Here is a 16,104-nt window from a genome sequence, read left to right on the forward strand (position 1 = left end):
CGGGCCCATGGGCATCGAGGGACAGACGCGTGGTCGCGGCGAGGGTTTCATACACCCTCCACCCCAACGGAGACACCAGCATGATTCGAAAGACCCTCGCCGCAGGCCTTCTCGTCCTCACGGTTGCCGGGTTCGCCGGCACGGCGGGCGCCGCGGAAGCCGCAGCGGAGCGTTACGTGGATGTCATCGACTGGCCGGCCATGGGAGCCGGCATGGATCGCTTCATGGGAGCCGAGGCGAAGCTCGTCGCGGGTTTCGACAGCGTCTGTGGCGACACCTTCTGCGAAGGCGAGTTCTCCAACCTGCGGCCGATGGACCTGCGCTGCTCGGTGGATAGCACCAAGTCGACCCTGAAGCAGTGCGTCTGGACGTTCGCGGGCAGCAGCTCCGGCGTGAACAAGAAGACCGGCGCGGTGACGACCTCGGCCAGGCTGTTCAAATGCAAGCTGATGCTCGCCAAGAACACGCCTGTCGATGCGTTCTACGAGGTGATGGACGGGGGCGATCCCTTGAACGCGAAGCTTCCGATGTCGCGCCATTCCGTTTACGACAGCGTGAGCAATTGCCTGTATTGATGCTCGCAAGGTGTCTCCCGCTCGGGCGGGAGATACTCCCAGGCCCGTCAGGGGCGTGCCATGCGCAGATGGGGCGAGGGCGCCACCGGCATAGGCGTCTCCTTGGCGGGAACGGGCTCCGTGGATGTCGCGACCACGACCCGGTCGCGTCCTGCCTCCTTGGCCCGATAGAGTGCCTCGTCGGCGACGATCAGCAGGCGATCGAGTTCGACGCCATGAAGTGCCGTGCATGCGACGCCGAAGCTCGCCGTCACGTGTGCACTGGAAGGACCGTCGGGGGGAGGCGCGGCGATGGCGCCGCGAATCGCCTCCGCGCGTTCGCTACCCTTCGCTTCGTCGGTGCCGGGAAGAAGGATGGCGAACTCCTCGCCGCCGAGGCGCCCGAACACGTCTTCCTGGAGCAGGTGGTCGCGGCATTCGGCGACGACGCGCAGCAGCACCCAGTCGCCTTCCGAATGCCCGTACGTGTCGTTCACCAGTTTGAAGTGGTCGAGATCGAAGAGGATCAGGCAAGAGGGCCTGCCGGCCTTCTGCGCGGCGAGCAGCGCCTGCTGTGCGCGTTCGACGAAGTGCTGGCGGTTGCAGATGCCGGTGAGGCTGTCGCGGCGGGCCATGCGCATGAAGCGCAGCTGCGAGCGCTTGGTGCGCACCAGCCACAGGGCGATGGTGGCCAGCACGGTGAGCAACAGCACGATATACAGGCGGCTGGTTTCCATGGCGCGCCGGTCGACTTCGCGCTGCAGGTGCAGGATCTGGTTCTGGCGATCCAGGGCATCGGCTTCCATGTGGCTGGAAACCACCTGCTGCTTCACCATCTGGTAGGCGAGGGCGCGTGCGCTCACATCGTCCAGGTAGCCCTTGTCGGCCTGCATATAGCGTTCGAGCCACCGCATCGCCGTCTGGAAATCGCCGCGTTCGCGCGCGATCAGGTACAACGTGCGCAACGCGGCGGCGAGCGGTTCGGAGGCGTCCCCTCCCGGCGCGCTCTTCACGGCGGCATTCGCGTACTTGCCCGCCGCTTCGGCGTTGCCCGCGTCCCAGTAGGCCTGCGCAAGCAACGACTCCACCTGTGAAATGAGGCTGGGGTAACTGTCGCGCAGCACGGCTGGATAGCGCTTCTCCAGCAGGTCGATGGCATCGTGCGGGCGACGATCGTGGATCGCGGTCTCGGCCACGTCGGCGCGCAGCGAGTTGGCGATCAGGTTCTCGTCGGCCGCTTCGCAATCGGCGATACCCTTCGTGTAGCGCGCGTCGCTTCCATCGATCTTCTTGCCCAGGTAGAGCGCATGGAGCTTGATGAAGGTGCCCTTACAGGCACTGTCGCCGGTAGGCGTGCTCTGGATCATGCGTTCGGCATAATCGGCGGCAAGCTCGTACTGGCCCGCGGTCGCGAGCATCTGCGCCGCCTCGCCGAGACCTTGCAGGCGTGCCTGTGGATCGGTGATCCCGGGGAGCATGTCGGTGAGCTCGGTGAGCCGCGAAAAGGCCTCCTGGTAGCGATGCGCGATGCCCAGGATGTTGATCAGCGTGGCGGTGGCGCGGAACCGCAGCACCTTGTCGGGCGAACCGCCGACGACGGCCTCGAGGAGCGGGGCCGCGTCGTCGTAATCGCCGGCATAAGCCACCTGCCAGGCTTCCAGGTAGCGCAGGTGGGCGAGCTGTGCCGCGGTGAGCTTTCCCGAGTCGTTGCCCAGGCGGGTGAGCGTCTCGAGGAAGTCGCGATGGTCGGATGTCTTGTTGGCATCGGCCCAGGCGAGGGTCGCGGTCGCGTCCTCGCCCGGCGCGAGCTGGGCGAGGACGGTGCCGGCATGGGCCGCCAGGGCGAACAGCGCGATCGCCGGCCTGCAGCGGCGGAAGATGCGACCTGCGGTGCCCACCTGCCGGAACGCCTTATGCCTGGCGCCGCGCGATGCGGATGGCGGTTTCGTCGTCCTCGCTTTCCTCTTCCTTTTCCTCTTCCTGGTCGAGCTGGATGCCGTAGAACGTGCCCGGCGCGAGCCGGTCGCGCAGGACGGTGTCGTCCCCGGCGAGGATCGCAGCCGTCAGGTCGGCGTCGACCGCGGAGGCGGCGAGTTCGTGGGCTAGCGCGTCGGCGCCTGCGGTACGCAGCGTGGCGTCTGCGCCCATGCGCTCCAGAAAATCGATAACGTTCGACATGATTTCCCCTGTTTGATGGCACCGGACACCTCCCCAGGTGGCCGCGCGCCCGCCGATCATAACGCGCCGGGCAAGGGTGTCGGTGAAGGCGTTTCGTTCAGGATTCGCCGGCAAGCGCGGCGAGCCGGCCGCGGATGGCGGGATCGGCTTCCATGGCACGGCACGGTGGTATCGCCAGCGTGTCGGACATGCCGAGGGTCGCCTCCGGCAGGGCGGACAGTGGCATGCGTTCGATGCGCGGCGCCTGGAAGGGGAGGGTCGCCGCACGGTAGACGATCGCCTCGTGGCGCAGGGGATAGTGGCGCACCAATACGTCCACGAGCACACCGAGGCGCGCGGCATCGGTATCGAACCGCCCGCCGCCGAGGTCGCCGGCAATGCCCACCTGCCACAACAGCAGCCATGCCGAGGTGTCGACCATGCGACGGTGGAGCATGAACTGTGTCGCCTCGAAGTGCTGGCAGCCGAACCTGCCCGGGTCGAGACCGAGATCGGCATAGAGGCAATCTTCCGAGGACACCCCTGGTTCCATGGTCGCCACGAAGCCTTCCTCCCGTGCGCGCACCACGGCCTCGTGCGGGGCCTGCGCGAAGACGCCGGGGTGGCCGTAGAACACGCCGCAGACCCGCCGCCCGGCACGCACCTCGGCGAGCATGGCCTCGACCATCTCGCGATACGTGGCCCGGCGCGCCTTACCGTCGGTGTAGAAGGCCTGCAGGCTGCGGACGTCGGCGTGCATCCGCCGCACCCACTGTTCGACGAGGCCGTCGGAAACGCCGACGAAGACCACGTCGGCCGAAACGATGTGGCTGCGCGCCAGCGGCGTCAGATGCGATCCGAGCGTCATGCCAAGGCCCACGCATGCAAGCGACCCCCGCGCCCCTTCCGTCATTCGCATCCCCCCGTTCCGATGGCGCCATCATAGCCGTCGTTCCTGCGAAGGCAGGAACCCAGCGACTCCTGCGCCCGAAAACTGCCACACATGGCACCTCGCCTCGCCTCACCCGTGCCCCAGCATCCCTTCGCCGACAAAGGGGAGCCGCCGATGCAAAGGACGCCGGGACTGGATACGCTTCGCGCCATCGCGATCGTCTGGGTGATGCTGTTCCACAGCGTCTATGTCGGCGGTCTCGGCGAAGGCTTCGGCTGGCTGGAGCGTTCCGGGTGGATGGGCGTGGACTTGTTCTTCGTGCTGAGCGGCTACCTCATCGGTTCGCAGGTCCTGACGTCGCTGAAGGCCACAGGCGGTATCGATGTCGCGGACTTCTACCGGCGCCGAAGCGTACGCATCCTGCCGGCGTTCCTCGTGGTGTTCGCCATCTATGCCTTCCTGCCGGCCTGGCGCGAAACCCCGGGCATGCAGCCGTGGTGGCAGTTCCCGACCTTCACCTTCAACCTGCTGTTCGACGCCAGCGACAACTACGCGTTCTCGCACGTGTGGTCGTTATGCGTCGAGGAACACTTCTACCTCGTATTCCCGTTCCTGGCCTTCGCGCTCACCCGCCGTCCGGCGGCCTGGAAGCTGGCGGCTGCCTGCGGTGTCGTGGTGCTTGGCGGCATCGTCCTTCGCGCGTGGCTCTGGACGCACATGCTGGCACCGGTACGCGACGCCGGCGGCAATGCCGGCCTCGCGTACCTGCGTCACCTCTATTACCCCACGTGGTCGCGCCTCGACGGCCTCGTGGCGGGCGTCGCCCTCGCCGCCTGTCGCGTGTACCGGCCGGCGACCATGGACTGGATGCGCGCGCGCGCCGGATCGCTGCTGGTCAGCGGCCTGTTCGTGCTCGGCCTGTCGCTCGCCCTGTTCGACGGCGCCCGCATGGCTTTCTGGCCCTGCGTGATCGGCTATCCGCTGCTCTCGCTGGCCATGGCCGCATTCGTCGCCGCAGCCAGCGGGTCCACCTGGCTGGCGCGCCTGGAGATTCCCGGTGCCGGCTGGCTGGCACGCGCCTCGTATAGCTTGTACCTGAGCCACAAGCTCGTCTTCGCCTTCATGGAGAGGAGTCTGGACGGCCATCTGGCGGACCATCGTTTCCTGCGCTTCGGCCTTTTCGCCGTCGCCACCCTCGCCGGCGGCGCCTTGCTCCACTATCTCGTCGAGCGTCCCTTCCTGCGCTGGCGTGACCGTCGCGCCTCCGCTTCGGCTACACTGTCGCCGCCCAAGGTGATCCAAGGCGTACACGCCGCGGATTGAAACGGGAATCCGGTGACGCGCGCGGTCTCCACGCCGCCGCCATTCCGGAGCTGCCCCCGCAACGGTAGGCGAGCAAAAGGTCGGCAACGAGCCACTGTGCCAGCAGGCATGGGAAGGCGCCGACCGGCAGGACATTCCTGCGCTCGCGAGCCCGGAGACCGGCCCGAGGTACACCGGACAGGCGGAGGGCCATGTCGTGGGTGGCCGTCGCGCCAAGCCGCCGGCAATCCCGCATCCCTGTTCCCGTCCCTCGCCATTCATGCCGCGCGGGTTGGCGCGGTCAGCAGGGAGTCACCACGTGTCGTTTCGTTCCTCCACCCTCGCGGTCGCCATCGCGACGGCCTTCCTCGCGCCCGTCGTATCCTTCGCCGACGAGCCTTCCTCCGACCTCGACACGGTCGTGGTCACTGCCAGCCGCACCGAACAGTCGGCCGGCCAGGTCCTGGCCGCCTCCACCGTGATCGACCGCACCGAGATCGAACGCCTGCAGCCGCGCTCGCTGGCCGACTTGCTGGGCCGCACGCCCGGCGTATCCATCGCCAACAATGGCGGCCCGGGCAAGGCCACATCCGTCTTCATGCGCGGCACCGAAGCCGACCACGTCCTCGTGCTGGTGGACAGCGTGAAGGTGGGCTCGGTCACCTCGGGCACCGCCGCCTTCCAGGACATCCCGGTCGATCAGATCGAGCGCATCGAGATCGTGCGCGGCCCGTATTCGAGCCTGTACGGCTCCGACGCCCTCGGCGGCGTCATCCAGATCTTCACCCGCCATCCCGAAGGCGCCTTTGTCCCGAACGTCTCCGTGGGCGTGGGCAGTTACGACACCTTGCGCGGTTCCGCCGGTTTCGCCGGCCGCGGCACGCAGGGCTGGTATTCGGTGGAAGCCAGCCACGACCAGACCGACGGCATCAATGCCTGTCGCGGCAAGCCCAGCCCGGGCGGTGGCGGGTGCTTCACCTATGAGCCGGACAAGGACGGTTACCGCAACAACGCGCTGTCGCTGAAGGGCGGCTGGCGCTTCGACGAACAGTGGGACGCGGACGCCAGCGCCACGCGCACGGAAGGCCGCAACCATTACGACGGCACCAGCAGCAACTTCGCCGAATCGGCGACCCAGGTGCTTGGCGGCCGCGTGCGCTACAAGCCGGCGAAGGACGTGCTTGTCACGGCGAACGTCGGTCGCAGCGAAGACCTCTCCACCGATGAGGAGAACGGCGTCTACGCCGACACGTTCAACACGCATCGCGACCTCGCGTCCGTGCAGGCGGATATCGGCCGGGTCTCCGCTGGCGCCGGCCTCACCACGCTGGGCTTCGACTGGCAGCGCGATCGCGTCGTCGGCAATACCGATTACCTCGTGGATGCCCGCCGCAACCATGCGTTGTTCGCCCAGTGGCAGGGCGAATTCGGCGACAGCTCCGTGCAGGGAAGCCTGCGCCGCGACGAGAACAGCCAGTTCGGCGGCAAGACCACCGGCAGCCTTCAGTACGGCTACGCGCTGACGAAGGAACTGCGGGTCACCGGCAGCTACGGCACCGCGTTCAAGGCACCCACGTTCAACGATCTCTACTACCCCGACTACGGCAATCCCGGTCTCGGTCCGGAAACTTCGCGGAACTGGGAGCTGGGCCTGCGCGGCACGCCCGCTTGGGGCAATTGGTCGCTCAATGCGTTCCAGAACAAGATCGATAACCTGATCGTCTTCGATGCCAGCCTCAGCGGCCCGCTGTTCCCCTTCGGCGGCGCGAACAACATCGCGCGTTCGCGCATCCGCGGCGTGGAACTGGCGGCGGACACCACTTTCGGCGACTGGCGTGTCTCCGGCAACGCCACGTGGCTCCAGCCGGAAGACGATGGCGACGGCCCCACGCACGGCAACCTGCTGCCGCGCCGGGCGCGTCGCACGGCGCACCTCGATGTCGACCGCGGCTTCGGCGCGCTGAGCGTCGGCGCGAGCGTGTCGGGCTCCGGTTATCGCTACGACGACACCGCGAACGCCAACCGCCTCGGCGGCTATGCGCTCACCGACCTGCGCGCGGCCTATGCCTTCGCCGATGCGTGGAAGGTCGAGCTGTCGGCGAACAACGTGTTCGACCGTCATTACGAAACCGCCCGCTACTTCAACCAGCCCGGCCGCAACTGGCTGCTCACGCTGCGCTACCAGCCGCGTTCCTGATCCGTCCAATCCCTGGGAGATTCCGCGATGAAACCCTTGTCACGCCCCCTGTTCGCCGCCGTCGCCGCCTTGTTCGCGATCCTCATGATCGCCACGCGCTTCAACCACTTTGGCGATGCCCTGCATCTGCCGGACGCGTCGATGGCATTGTTCTTCCTCGGTGGCATCTACCTGCGCAAGCACCTCGCCTTCGTCGGCTTCGTCGTCCTCTCGGTGTTGGTGGACTGGTACTCGGTGACCTATGCGGGCGTGAGCGATTTCTGCATCACCATGGCGTATTCGTTCATGCCGCTGGCATATGCGGTGCTTTGGTACGCGGGTCGCCTGGCCGCACCGCGCTACAACGGTTCCCTGGCCTCGCATGCGCTGGTCTTCGGCAGCCTGCTGGTCGGCGCGACGCTGTCGTACGCCGTGTCCAACGGTGCCTTCTACTGGCTCGGCGGACGCTATACGGACCCGAACATGACCCAGTACGTGCAGCGCTTCTTCCAGTGGGCACCGCTGTTCGTCCGCGCCGCGGCGGGCTACGTCCTGGCCGCGCAGGTGGTGCAGGCGCTGGTGTTCCGCTTCGTGCCGCGTGCCGCCGACGATCGGACCGCGCGGGCATGAACGACACCACGTCGTGGCAGGCCATGGACGAGGAGGCCCGTCACCGCGACCGCATGCGCCGCAAGAAGGAACTGATCGACCGGCGCATCGCGCGCGCCACCATCGATCGCGGCGTGCTGGTGGTGAACACCGGTAACGGGAAAGGCAAGAGTTCGTCTGGCTTCGGTATGCTGGCGAGGTCGCTCGGGCATGGTTTCCGCTGTGGCGTGGTGCAGTTCATCAAGGGCAGTTTCTCCACCGGCGAGGAGGCGTTTTTCCGCATGTTCGAGGACGGCCCGCTGGACTACCACGTGATGGGCGAGGGCTACACCTGGGAAACCCAGGACAAGGCCCGCGATATCGCCGCGGCGACGGCCGCCTGGGAAGAAGCGGAGCGCATGCTGCGCGATCCGTCCTACGACTTCATCCTCCTGGACGAACTGAATATCGCGCTGGTGAAAAACTACGTCCCGTTGGAGCGCGTGCTCCAGGCGCTGGTCGCGCGCCCGGAAAGGCAGCACGTCGTCGTGACCGGCCGCGGCGCTCCCGACGCGCTCGTCGCGGTCGCCGACACGGTCACCGAGATGCGCGTGGTGAAACACGCCTACCAGGCGGGCATCCGCGCGCAGAAGGGCGTGGAGCTATGAGCCGGCGCTGTCCCGCGCTGCTGGTTTCCGCGCCGGCCTCGGGGCAGGGCAAGACCAGCGTGACCGCGGCGCTCGCCAGGGCGCACACCCGACGGGGCCGGCGTGTGCGCGTGTTCAAGACCGGGCCCGACTTCCTCGATCCGATGATCCTCGAGCGGGCCAGCGGCGCGCCGGTCTACCAGCTCGATCCCTGGATGGGTGGCGACGACGACGTGCGCGGGCGCCTGTACGAGGCCGCCGGCGAGGCGGACCTGATCCTCGTCGAAGGCGTGATGGGTCTGTTCGACGGTTCGCCATCCAGCGCGGACCTCGCCATCGCGTATGGCCTGCCGGTCATGGCGGTGATCGATGGCAGCGCCATGGCACAGACCTTCGGTGCGCTGGCGCATGGACTGGCGACCTACCGGCCGGGCCTGTCGCTGGGCGGGGTGCTCGCCAACCGCGTCGGCAGCGCGTATCACGCGGGGCTGCTGCGCGACAGCCTGCCCCCCGGTCTGCAGTGGTATGGCAGCTTGCCGCGCGACGCGGCGATGACCCTCCCGGAGCGCCACCTCGGCCTCGTTGCCGCGGGCGAACTGGCCGACATCGAAGGGCGGCTGGATGCCCTCGCCGATGCCTGGCTTGCGCAGGGTGTCGTGGACCTTCCGCCGGCGGTCGCGTTCGCCGCACCGGCGGCCACCGTGACCGAACCTCGCCTCGACGGCGTGCGCATCGCCATCGCGCGCGATGCCGCGTTCGCTTTCATCTATCCCGCGAACCTCGACATGCTGCGCGCGGCCGGCGCGGCGCTTTCCTTCTTTTCGCCCGTCGCGGGCGAGGCACTCCCTCCGTGCGACGCGGTCTGGCTGCCCGGCGGCTATCCCGAGCTGCACCTCGATGCGCTTTCCGCCCACGCGGGACTGCGACGCGACCTGCGGGCGCACGTCGATGCGGCTCGCCCCCTGCTCGCCGAGTGCGGCGGCCTGCTCTATGCGCTGGATCGCCTCGCCGATCGCGACGGGCGCGAAGCGCCGATGGCGGGCCTGCTGCCCGGTCGCGCGGTCGTGCAGCCGCGGCTCGCCGCGCTCGGCATGCAGGACGTGCGGCTGCCCGAAGGCACGCTGCGCGGTCATTCGTTCCACTACGCGCAGGCGAACGTGGAGGCCGAACCCATCGCGGTCGCGGGCAACCCGCATGGCGGCCCCACGGCGGAGAGCGTGTATCGCCGCGGCCGGATGACGGCGAGCTTCGTGCACTTCTACTTTCCGTCGAATCCCGGCACGGCGGCGCGCCTGTTCCTCCCATGACGACGGCACTGGCGATGGTGGCGGCGTTGCTGCTGGATGCGGTCCTCGGGGAGCCGCGCCGCTTCCATCCGCTGGTTGGCTTCGGTCGTTTCGCGGCCGCGTTGGAAGCCCGTCTCCACGCGGATGCGCGGGTCGCCGGCGTCGCCGCCTGGTGTATCGCCGTGCTCGTGCCCGTCGCGCTGCTCTGCCTGCTGCGCGCGGCGCTGCCAGCGGCGGCCGTTTTCTTCGTGGACGTCCTCGTGGCATACCTCGCGCTGGGCCGGCGCAGCCTCGGCGAACATGCGCGGCCGGTGGCATGCGCTTTGCGCGGCGGCGATATCGACCGCGCGCGCATCGCGGTAGGCCGCATGGTGAGCCGCGACACGCAGGCACTGGATGAGACCCGGGTGGCGGTGGCCGCCACGGAATCCGTGCTGGAGAATGGGCACGATGCCGTGTTCGGCGCGATGTTCTGGTTCGCCGTGCTCGGCGCGCCCGGCGCGCTGCTGTTCCGCCTGGCGAATACGCTGGATGCGATGTGGGGTTACCGCACGCCGCGCTACGAGCGCTTCGGCTGGGCCGCGGCGCGGGCGGACGATGCGCTCGGTTACCTTCCGGCAAGGCTCACGGCGCTGACGTACGCCGCCGTGGGCCATGCCGCGAGAGCCATGCGTTGCTGGCGCACGCAGGCGCCCACCTGGGACAGTCCCAATGCCGGGCCCGTGATGACCGCCGGTGCGGGCGCGCTGGGCGTGCGCCTGGGCGGTGCCGCGCCGTACCACGGCCGGTGGGAGGAACGACCCGACCTCGGCGAAGGCGATCCGCCCGGCGCCGGCACCATCGTTCGTGCCCTGGGCCTCGTGGACCGCGGTGTCGTCGCCTGGCTCGTCGTCATGTTTCTCGGTGGAGCGGCGGCCCATGCTTGAGCACGGCGGACGCCTTGGCCGCGCGGCGCGCGAGTACGGCATTCCGCGCGAGGCGTGGCTGGACCTGTCGACCGGGGTGAGCCCCTACGCATGGCCCGTGCCGCCGGTCCCGCCGTCGGCATGGCATCGCCTGCCGGAGGACGACGACGGATTGCTGGAAACCGCGCGTGCATATTACGGCAGCCATCACCTGCTGCCCGTCGCAGGTTCGCAAGCGGCCATCGCCGCGCTGCCGCGGCTGCGCCCGCCGTCGCGCGTGGCGATCGTCGATCCCGGGTATGCCGAACATGCGCATGCGTGGCGGCGGGCCGGGCACGATGTTACGACGATGCCGATGGACGACTTGCTCGTGCGCGCCAATGAATTCGACGTCGTCGTCCTGATCCGCCCAAACAATCCGACGGGCGGTTGCCCCGAAATCGAAGCCGTCTCGACCTTGCACGCGCTGATCGACCCTGTAGGAGCCGCTATGACGGCGAGAGACCCATTGAGCGCCGAAGCATCGAGGCCGGATTCCCTCGCCGCCATGGCGGCTCCTACAAGAGCGGTCCGGTACGATGGCCCGTGGCTTGTTGTAGACGAAGCATTCATCGACGCCCATCCGGAGCGGAGCCTCGCGCCCTACGCAAGCGAAGGCCTCGTCATCCTCCGCTCGGTCGGAAAGTTCTTCGGACTTGCGGGTGCGCGGGCCGGCTTCGTCGTCGCATGGCCGGAGTTGCTTGATGCATTGGCCGAAGCGCTCGGCCCGTGGACGCTGACCGGGCCCACGCGTTACGTCGTGGCACAGGCATTTGCGGACCGCGCATGGCACGCGTCGGCGCGCGAGTGGCTGCGTGTGGCGTCGTCGAGACTGGCAGCCCTCCTGACGAAGCATGGCCTCCCGCCGTCCGGTGGGTGCGAGTTCTTCCAGTATTGCGTGCATCCCGCTGCGCGCGCACTGCACCGCGCGTTGGCGGAGCGCGCGATCCTCGTCCGTCATTTCGACACGCCGCAAGCGCTGCGCTTCGGCCTGCCGGGCGACGAGGATGGTTTTGCGCGCCTGGACGATGCCCTGGCCAGGGTGCTCGCATGAGCGCGCATGTCGTCATGGTCCAGGGGTGCACGTCCGATGCCGGCAAGAGCACGGTGGTGGCCGCATTGTGCCGTTGGCTGTGGCGTCGCGGCGTTGCCGTCGCACCTTTCAAGCCGCAGAACATGGCGCTCAATTCCGCCGTGACCGTCGACGGCGGCGAGATCGGTCGCGCGCAGGCCGTGCAGGCCCAGGCCGCGGGCGTGCCGCCGCATACCGACTTCAACCCCGTGCTGCTGAAACCGAACAGCGATACCGGCGCGCAGGTGATCGTCCATGGCCGCCCGGTCGGCAACATGGATGCCGTCGGCTACCACGCGTACAAGCGCGTGGCGATGGAGGCCGTGCTCGCCTCGCACGAACGCCTTGTCGCGGCATACGCCGCGCTGGTCGTCGAAGGCGCCGGAAGCCCGGCCGAAATCAACCTGCGCGATCGCGACATCGCCAACATGGGCTACGCCGAGGCCGTCGACTGTCCCGTGATTCTCGTGGCCGACATCGACCGCGGCGGTGTCTTCGCTCATTTCGTAGGCACGCTGGCGCTGCTGTCGGAAAGCGAACGCGCGCGCGTCGCCGGTTTCGTCGTGAATCGCTTCCGCGGCGACATCGCGCTGCTGCAACCCGGCCTCGACTGGCTCGAACGGCACACGGGCAAACCGGTGCTCGGCGTGCTGCCGTACCTGCACGGGCTGGCTATCGAGGCGGAGGATGCGCTTCCGCGGGACAACGAGAGGAAGGCCGCCGCGCGCCTTCGCGTGGCCGTACCGGCCCTCCCGCGGATCAGCAACCACACCGACCTCGATCCGCTGCGCCTGCATCCGGAGGTGGAATGCCTCTTCGTGGGACCGGGCGAAACCTTCCCCGCCTGCGACCTCGTGGTGATCCCGGGCTCGAAGTCCACGCGCGCCGATCTCGCATGGCTGCGCGCACAGGGATGGGATGAAGCGATCCTCCGTCACGTGCGCTACGGCGGGAGCGTGATCGGTATCTGCGGCGGCATGCAGATGCTCGGCCGTGCCGTGCACGACCCGGAAGGGATCGAAGGACCGCAGGGATCGAGCGAGGGCCTCGGCCTGCTCGATCTCGAGACGACGCTGGCACCCGCGAAGCAGCTGCATAACGTGCGGGGTCGACTCGCGGGAAGCGACGCGCCGGTGTCGGGCTATGAAATCCACTGCGGGATAAGCGAAGGCCACGGGATGTCGCGGCCTGCGGTCCGCCTGGAGGACGGTCGCGACGACGGCGCGCGTTCCGCGGACGGGCGCGTCGTCGGAACCTACCTGCATGGTCTCTTCGATCGTCCCGAAGCGCTTGCCGCCCTGCTCGGCGGGGCGGGCCTCGCCGGGCCGGCGCCGCTGGACATCCATGCGCTGCGCGAGGCCACGCTCGACCGTCTCGCCGATGCCGTCGACGCGCACATGGACACCGCTGCCCTCGCCTCGCTCTTCGGACTGCCGTCATGCTGACCCTCATCCTCGGCGGCGCACGCTCGGGCAAGAGCGCCCTGGCCGAACGCCTCGCCATCGACAGCGGTCGCGAGGTGGCCTACGTCGCGACGGCACAGGCACTGGACGGCGAAATGGCTTCGCGCATCGCGCACCATCGCGAACGGCGTCCCACGGAGTGGCTCTGCGTGGAGGAACCCCTGGCGCTGGCGGACACCTTGCGCCGGCATGCGCGCGAATCCCGATTCGTCCTTGTCGATTGCCTCACGCTCTGGCTGTCCAACCTCCTCGGCCTGGCGGAAGGTTCCCGCTTCGCGGCGGAACGCGAGGCGTTCCTCGATACGGTGTCCATGCTGCCGGGCGATATCGTCTTCGTCAGCAACGAAGTCGGCCTGGGCATCACGCCCCTCGGCGAACTCACGCGCCGCTTCGTCGACGAAGCCGGGCGCCTCCACCAGACCCTCGCACAACGGTGCGACCGCGTCGTCTTCGTCGCCGCGGGCCTCCCCCTGATCCTGAAAGGAACACTTCCATGAACGACTGGCTCGCGGCCCCCTGCCGCGTACCGGACCGCGCCGCCGCCGATGCCGCCGCGACGCGGCAGGCCACGCTCACGAAACCGCAAGGTTCGCTCGGGCGGCTCGAAGCGCTCGCCATCCAGCTCGCGGGACTCCAGGCCGCCGCGCGGCCGCGGGCCGATCGCGTGCACATCGCCGTATTCGCCGCGGACCACGGTGTGGCGGCGGAAGGCATCTCGGCCTTTCCCCAAGCGGTGACGGGAGAGATGCTGCGCAACTTCGCGCAGGGCGGCGCGGCCATTGCCGTGCTCGCGCGCGAACTTCGCGCCACCCTGGAAGTCGTGAACCTCGGCACGGTGAACGATCCGGGCGAGATCGCCGGCGTGCGCCGCCATGTGATCGCGGCCTCGACGGCGAACTTCAGCACCGGCGACGCGATGACCGATATCCAGCTCGACGCGGCGCTGGCCGCGGGTGTCGCGAGCGTGGGAAGCGCCATCGCCGCGGGCACGGATATCTACATCGGCGGTGAGATGGGCATCGGCAATACCACGTCCGCCAGCGCCCTCGCGTGCGCACTGCTTGGCGAGACGCCGGACGTGCTGACCGGGGCAGGCACGGGCCTGGACGCGAAGGGCGTGGCGCACAAGACCCGCGTGATCGCCCGTGCGCTGCAAACGCACGCGGATGCCATGACGCCTCGCGAGCGGCTGCGCCGGCTCGGTGGCTTCGAGATCGCGGCGCTCGCCGGCGCGTTCGTCGCGGCGGCCCAGCGCGGGATGCCCGTACTGGTCGACGGTTTCATCGCCAGCGTGGCGGCGCTCGCCGCCGTGGCGCTGCGCCCCGACGTGCGGCCATGGCTTCTTTTCGCACACCGCTCGCGGGAGAGAGGACATACGCGCGTGCTCGATGAACTCGCGGCGGAGCCCCTGCTCGACCTGCACCTTCGTCTCGGCGAAGCGAGCGGTGCGGCCGTGGCCGTTCCGCTGCTGCGGCTCGCCTGCGCCTTGCATGGCTCGATGGCGACTTTCGCCGAAGCCGGCGTGTCCGACGCATGAGCATCCATCTGCTTCGTCACGGCGACACCGGCCAGCGCAGCTACCGCGGACAGCTGGACGATCCGCTCTCCGAACTCGGTTGGCGCCAGTTGCGCGACGCCGTGGAGGGGCAGGCCTGGGATCGCGTGGTGTCGTCGTCGCTGACGCGTTGCGCCGCATTCGCCACCGAACTGGCGGAGCGGCGGGGACTGCCATTGCGCATCGATGCGCGTCTCGCCGAATACCACTTCGGGAACTGGCAGGGCGTGCCGATCGAGACCCTCGCGGAAACCGAGGGCGATGCGCTGGGACGGTTCTGGAGCGATCCCGTGGCGCATCCGCCGCCGCGGGGGGAATCTTTCGATGCCTTCTTCTCGCGTCTCTCGTCGGCACTCGACGATGTCGCCGCCGAAGCCGCGGATGCGCGTGTCCTCGTCGTGACCCACGGCGGCGCGATACGCCTCCTGCGCTGCGTGAGCGAGGGTCGCGGCTTCGGCGACATGGCGGGCATCGACGTGCCGCATGCGTCGCTGCACGCGATCGCATGGCCTGCGATCGTGTCCCATCCGGTGACGGCTGCGCCCTGATGCGTGGCCTGGCGACCGCTCTCGGCTTTCTCACCCGCTTGCCGGTGCCGCGCGTCGCCGTGCTGCCCGGCACGCAGGCGGCGTCGCTGAAGTGGTATCCACTGGTCGGGCTGGTACTCGGCGTATTGCTCGCCTGCGCGATGGGGTGGCTGCTCCGGGTGTTTCCGGTCCTGCCTGCCGCCGCGATCGTCCTCGTCGTGTGGGTCGCGTTGACCGGTGCCTTGCACCTCGATGGCCTCGGCGACAGTGCGGACGCCTGGATTGGCGGGATGGGCAGCCGCGACCGGACGCTGGCGATCATGAAGGATCCCCGCAGCGGTCCCGCCGGGATCGTCGCATTGGTGCTGTTGCTGCTGCTGAAATTCGCCGCGCTCGCCACGCTCGCCGACCCATGGCTGCTGTTGCTGCCGCCGCTGCTCGGTCGCGCCGCCATCGTCGCGTGGTTCCTGACGACGCCTTATGTGCGTACGGGTGGGCTTGGCGATCCGCTGCGCGGCGCGCCGGCGAGCGGGTGCCGTGTGGCGCTCGCCGCGAGCACGGGGCTGGCACTGTGCTTCGGCATGACCGGGCTGATTGCCCTGGCCGCGGCGTTCGTCGCCGGCTGGCTATGGCGCCGCGCCGTGATCCACCGCCTCGGCGGCTTCACCGGCGACACGGCCGGTGCGCTGGTGGAACTGGTGGAAGCAGTCACCGTCGTGGTGCTGGTCGTCACGTTGTAGGAGCCGCTATAGCGGCGAGGAAACCTCGCGACATCCTCGCAAGATTGCCCTCGCCGCTATAGCGGCTACTACAACGGTTAGTTCAAGCGCCAACCTCGCGCATCCACGCATCCATGCCGCCTTCGTCTACTCGTGGCGAAATGCGTCAGATTTTTCAGAATTTTCGCGCAGTCGAGCAGGAAGCCACCGGCTAGCTTGGAC

15 protein-coding genes, 1 pseudogene and 1 riboswitch are annotated in these 16,104 nt (G+C 68.7%); of the genes and pseudogenes, 13 read left to right on the forward strand and 3 right to left on the reverse strand.

Features of this window, described 5'->3' with window-relative positions; translation table 11 throughout:
* The first annotated feature begins 80 nt into the window (after positions 1 to 80).
* Positions 81 to 575 (forward strand): hypothetical protein, encoded by a 495-nt coding sequence (locus HBF32_RS18080; protein WP_166701202.1) that lies wholly within the window; start codon positions 81 to 83, stop codon positions 573 to 575.
* Positions 576 to 622: 47 nt separating this feature from the next.
* Here HBF32_RS18080 and HBF32_RS19665 read toward each other — a convergent pair whose 3' ends face one another.
* From HBF32_RS19665 to HBF32_RS18095, 3 genes are all read right to left on the reverse strand, one after another.
* Positions 623 to 2,452 (reverse strand): diguanylate cyclase, encoded by a 1,830-nt coding sequence (locus HBF32_RS19665; protein ID WP_166701203.1) that lies wholly within the window; start codon positions 2,450 to 2,452, stop codon positions 623 to 625.
* Positions 2,453 to 2,465: 13 nt separating this feature from the next.
* Positions 2,466 to 2,732, reverse strand: a complete 267-nt coding sequence (locus tag HBF32_RS18090) for a hypothetical protein (protein WP_166701204.1) — start codon at positions 2,730 to 2,732, stop codon at positions 2,466 to 2,468.
* Between the two features lie 97 nt (positions 2,733 to 2,829).
* Entirely contained in the window at positions 2,830 to 3,630 is an 801-nt protein-coding gene (locus HBF32_RS18095; protein ID WP_338039829.1) for an SAM-dependent methyltransferase, read from the reverse strand.
* A 147-nt stretch (positions 3,631 to 3,777) separates the two neighbouring features.
* Here HBF32_RS18095 and HBF32_RS18100 point away from each other — a divergent pair.
* The 12 genes and pseudogenes from HBF32_RS18100 to HBF32_RS18155 form a co-directional block, all read left to right on the forward strand.
* A pseudogene (locus HBF32_RS18100) lies at positions 3,778 to 4,881 on the forward strand (acyltransferase family protein); the annotation flags it as partial.
* Positions 4,878 to 5,107: riboswitch (cobalamin riboswitch) on the forward strand. (Overlaps the previous pseudogene by 4 nt.)
* Positions 5,108 to 5,185: 78 nt before the next feature.
* On the forward strand, positions 5,186 to 7,102 hold the full coding sequence (btuB, locus tag HBF32_RS18105) for a TonB-dependent vitamin B12 receptor (RefSeq protein WP_166701300.1): 1,917 nt from the start codon (positions 5,186 to 5,188) through the stop codon (positions 7,100 to 7,102).
* Positions 7,103 to 7,129: 27 nt separating this feature from the next.
* Entirely contained in the window at positions 7,130 to 7,711 is a 582-nt protein-coding gene (locus HBF32_RS18110) for a hypothetical protein (protein ID WP_240148058.1), read from the forward strand.
* Positions 7,712 to 7,734: 23 nt separating this feature from the next.
* Positions 7,735 to 8,337: a cob(I)yrinic acid a,c-diamide adenosyltransferase gene (cobO, locus tag HBF32_RS18115; protein WP_166701301.1), complete on the forward strand. Its 603-nt coding sequence runs from the start codon at positions 7,735 to 7,737 to the stop codon at positions 8,335 to 8,337.
* Positions 8,334 to 9,623, forward strand: coding sequence for a cobyrinic acid a,c-diamide synthase CobB (locus HBF32_RS18120; RefSeq protein WP_166701205.1), 1,290 nt, complete (start codon positions 8,334 to 8,336; stop codon positions 9,621 to 9,623). The genes cobO and HBF32_RS18120 overlap by 4 nt, the downstream gene beginning before the upstream one ends.
* The gene (gene cbiB / locus HBF32_RS18125; RefSeq protein ID WP_166701206.1) at positions 9,620 to 10,528 is read left to right on the forward strand and encodes an adenosylcobinamide-phosphate synthase CbiB; all 909 of its coding nucleotides are present in this window, start codon (positions 9,620 to 9,622) and stop codon (positions 10,526 to 10,528) included. Before HBF32_RS18120 ends, cbiB begins: the two co-directional genes overlap by 4 nt.
* On the forward strand, positions 10,521 to 11,600 hold the full coding sequence (locus tag HBF32_RS18130; protein ID WP_166701207.1) for a threonine-phosphate decarboxylase: 1,080 nt from the start codon (positions 10,521 to 10,523) through the stop codon (positions 11,598 to 11,600). The genes cbiB and HBF32_RS18130 overlap by 8 nt, the downstream gene beginning before the upstream one ends.
* The gene (locus tag HBF32_RS18135; protein WP_166701208.1) at positions 11,597 to 13,063 is read left to right on the forward strand and encodes a cobyric acid synthase; all 1,467 of its coding nucleotides are present in this window, start codon (positions 11,597 to 11,599) and stop codon (positions 13,061 to 13,063) included. Before HBF32_RS18130 ends, HBF32_RS18135 begins: the two co-directional genes overlap by 4 nt.
* Positions 13,057 to 13,578: a bifunctional adenosylcobinamide kinase/adenosylcobinamide-phosphate guanylyltransferase gene (cobU, locus tag HBF32_RS18140; RefSeq protein WP_166701209.1), complete on the forward strand. Its 522-nt coding sequence runs from the start codon at positions 13,057 to 13,059 to the stop codon at positions 13,576 to 13,578. The genes HBF32_RS18135 and cobU overlap by 7 nt, the downstream gene beginning before the upstream one ends.
* Positions 13,575 to 14,618 carry a nicotinate-nucleotide--dimethylbenzimidazole phosphoribosyltransferase gene (cobT, locus tag HBF32_RS18145; RefSeq protein WP_166701210.1) on the forward strand — a complete coding sequence of 348 codons (1,044 nt, stop codon included), beginning with the start codon at positions 13,575 to 13,577 and terminating at the stop codon, positions 14,616 to 14,618. The genes cobU and cobT overlap by 4 nt, the downstream gene beginning before the upstream one ends.
* The gene (locus HBF32_RS18150) at positions 14,615 to 15,184 is read left to right on the forward strand and encodes a histidine phosphatase family protein (RefSeq protein ID WP_166701211.1); all 570 of its coding nucleotides are present in this window, start codon (positions 14,615 to 14,617) and stop codon (positions 15,182 to 15,184) included. The genes cobT and HBF32_RS18150 overlap by 4 nt, the downstream gene beginning before the upstream one ends.
* Complete coding sequence (locus HBF32_RS18155; protein ID WP_166701302.1) at positions 15,181 to 15,903, forward strand: adenosylcobinamide-GDP ribazoletransferase; 723 nt, start codon at positions 15,181 to 15,183, stop codon at positions 15,901 to 15,903. Before HBF32_RS18150 ends, HBF32_RS18155 begins: the two co-directional genes overlap by 4 nt.
* Positions 15,904 to 16,104: the final 201 nt, after the last annotated feature.

Source organism: Luteibacter yeojuensis (genome assembly GCF_011742875.1).
GTDB classification, from domain to species: domain Bacteria; phylum Pseudomonadota; class Gammaproteobacteria; order Xanthomonadales; family Rhodanobacteraceae; genus Luteibacter; species Luteibacter yeojuensis.

Bases quoted from the DNA above. Each gene is read 5' to 3' on its own strand.
- HBF32_RS18080 (WP_166701202.1), top strand. From the start codon at position 81: ATGATTCGAAAGACCCTCGCCGCAGGCCTTCTCGTCCTCACGGTTGCC.
- HBF32_RS18090 (WP_166701204.1), bottom strand. From the start codon at position 2,732: ATGTCGAACGTTATCGATTTTCTGGAGCGCATGGGCGCAGACGCCACG.
- HBF32_RS18095 (WP_338039829.1), bottom strand. From the start codon at position 3,630: ATGCGAATGACGGAAGGGGCGCGGGGGTCGCTTGCATGCGTGGGCCTT.
- btuB (WP_166701300.1), top strand. From the start codon at position 5,186: ATGCCGCGCGGGTTGGCGCGGTCAGCAGGGAGTCACCACGTGTCGTTT.
- HBF32_RS18110 (WP_240148058.1), top strand. From the start codon at position 7,130: ATGAAACCCTTGTCACGCCCCCTGTTCGCCGCCGTCGCCGCCTTGTTC.
- cobO (WP_166701301.1), top strand. From the start codon at position 7,735: ATGGACGAGGAGGCCCGTCACCGCGACCGCATGCGCCGCAAGAAGGAA.
- HBF32_RS18120 (WP_166701205.1), top strand. From the start codon at position 8,334: ATGAGCCGGCGCTGTCCCGCGCTGCTGGTTTCCGCGCCGGCCTCGGGG.
- cbiB (WP_166701206.1), top strand. From the start codon at position 9,620: ATGACGACGGCACTGGCGATGGTGGCGGCGTTGCTGCTGGATGCGGTC.
- HBF32_RS18130 (WP_166701207.1), top strand. From the start codon at position 10,521: ATGCTTGAGCACGGCGGACGCCTTGGCCGCGCGGCGCGCGAGTACGGC.
- HBF32_RS18135 (WP_166701208.1), top strand. From the start codon at position 11,597: ATGAGCGCGCATGTCGTCATGGTCCAGGGGTGCACGTCCGATGCCGGC.
- cobU (WP_166701209.1), top strand. From the start codon at position 13,057: ATGCTGACCCTCATCCTCGGCGGCGCACGCTCGGGCAAGAGCGCCCTG.
- cobT (WP_166701210.1), top strand. From the start codon at position 13,575: ATGAACGACTGGCTCGCGGCCCCCTGCCGCGTACCGGACCGCGCCGCC.
- HBF32_RS18150 (WP_166701211.1), top strand. From the start codon at position 14,615: ATGAGCATCCATCTGCTTCGTCACGGCGACACCGGCCAGCGCAGCTAC.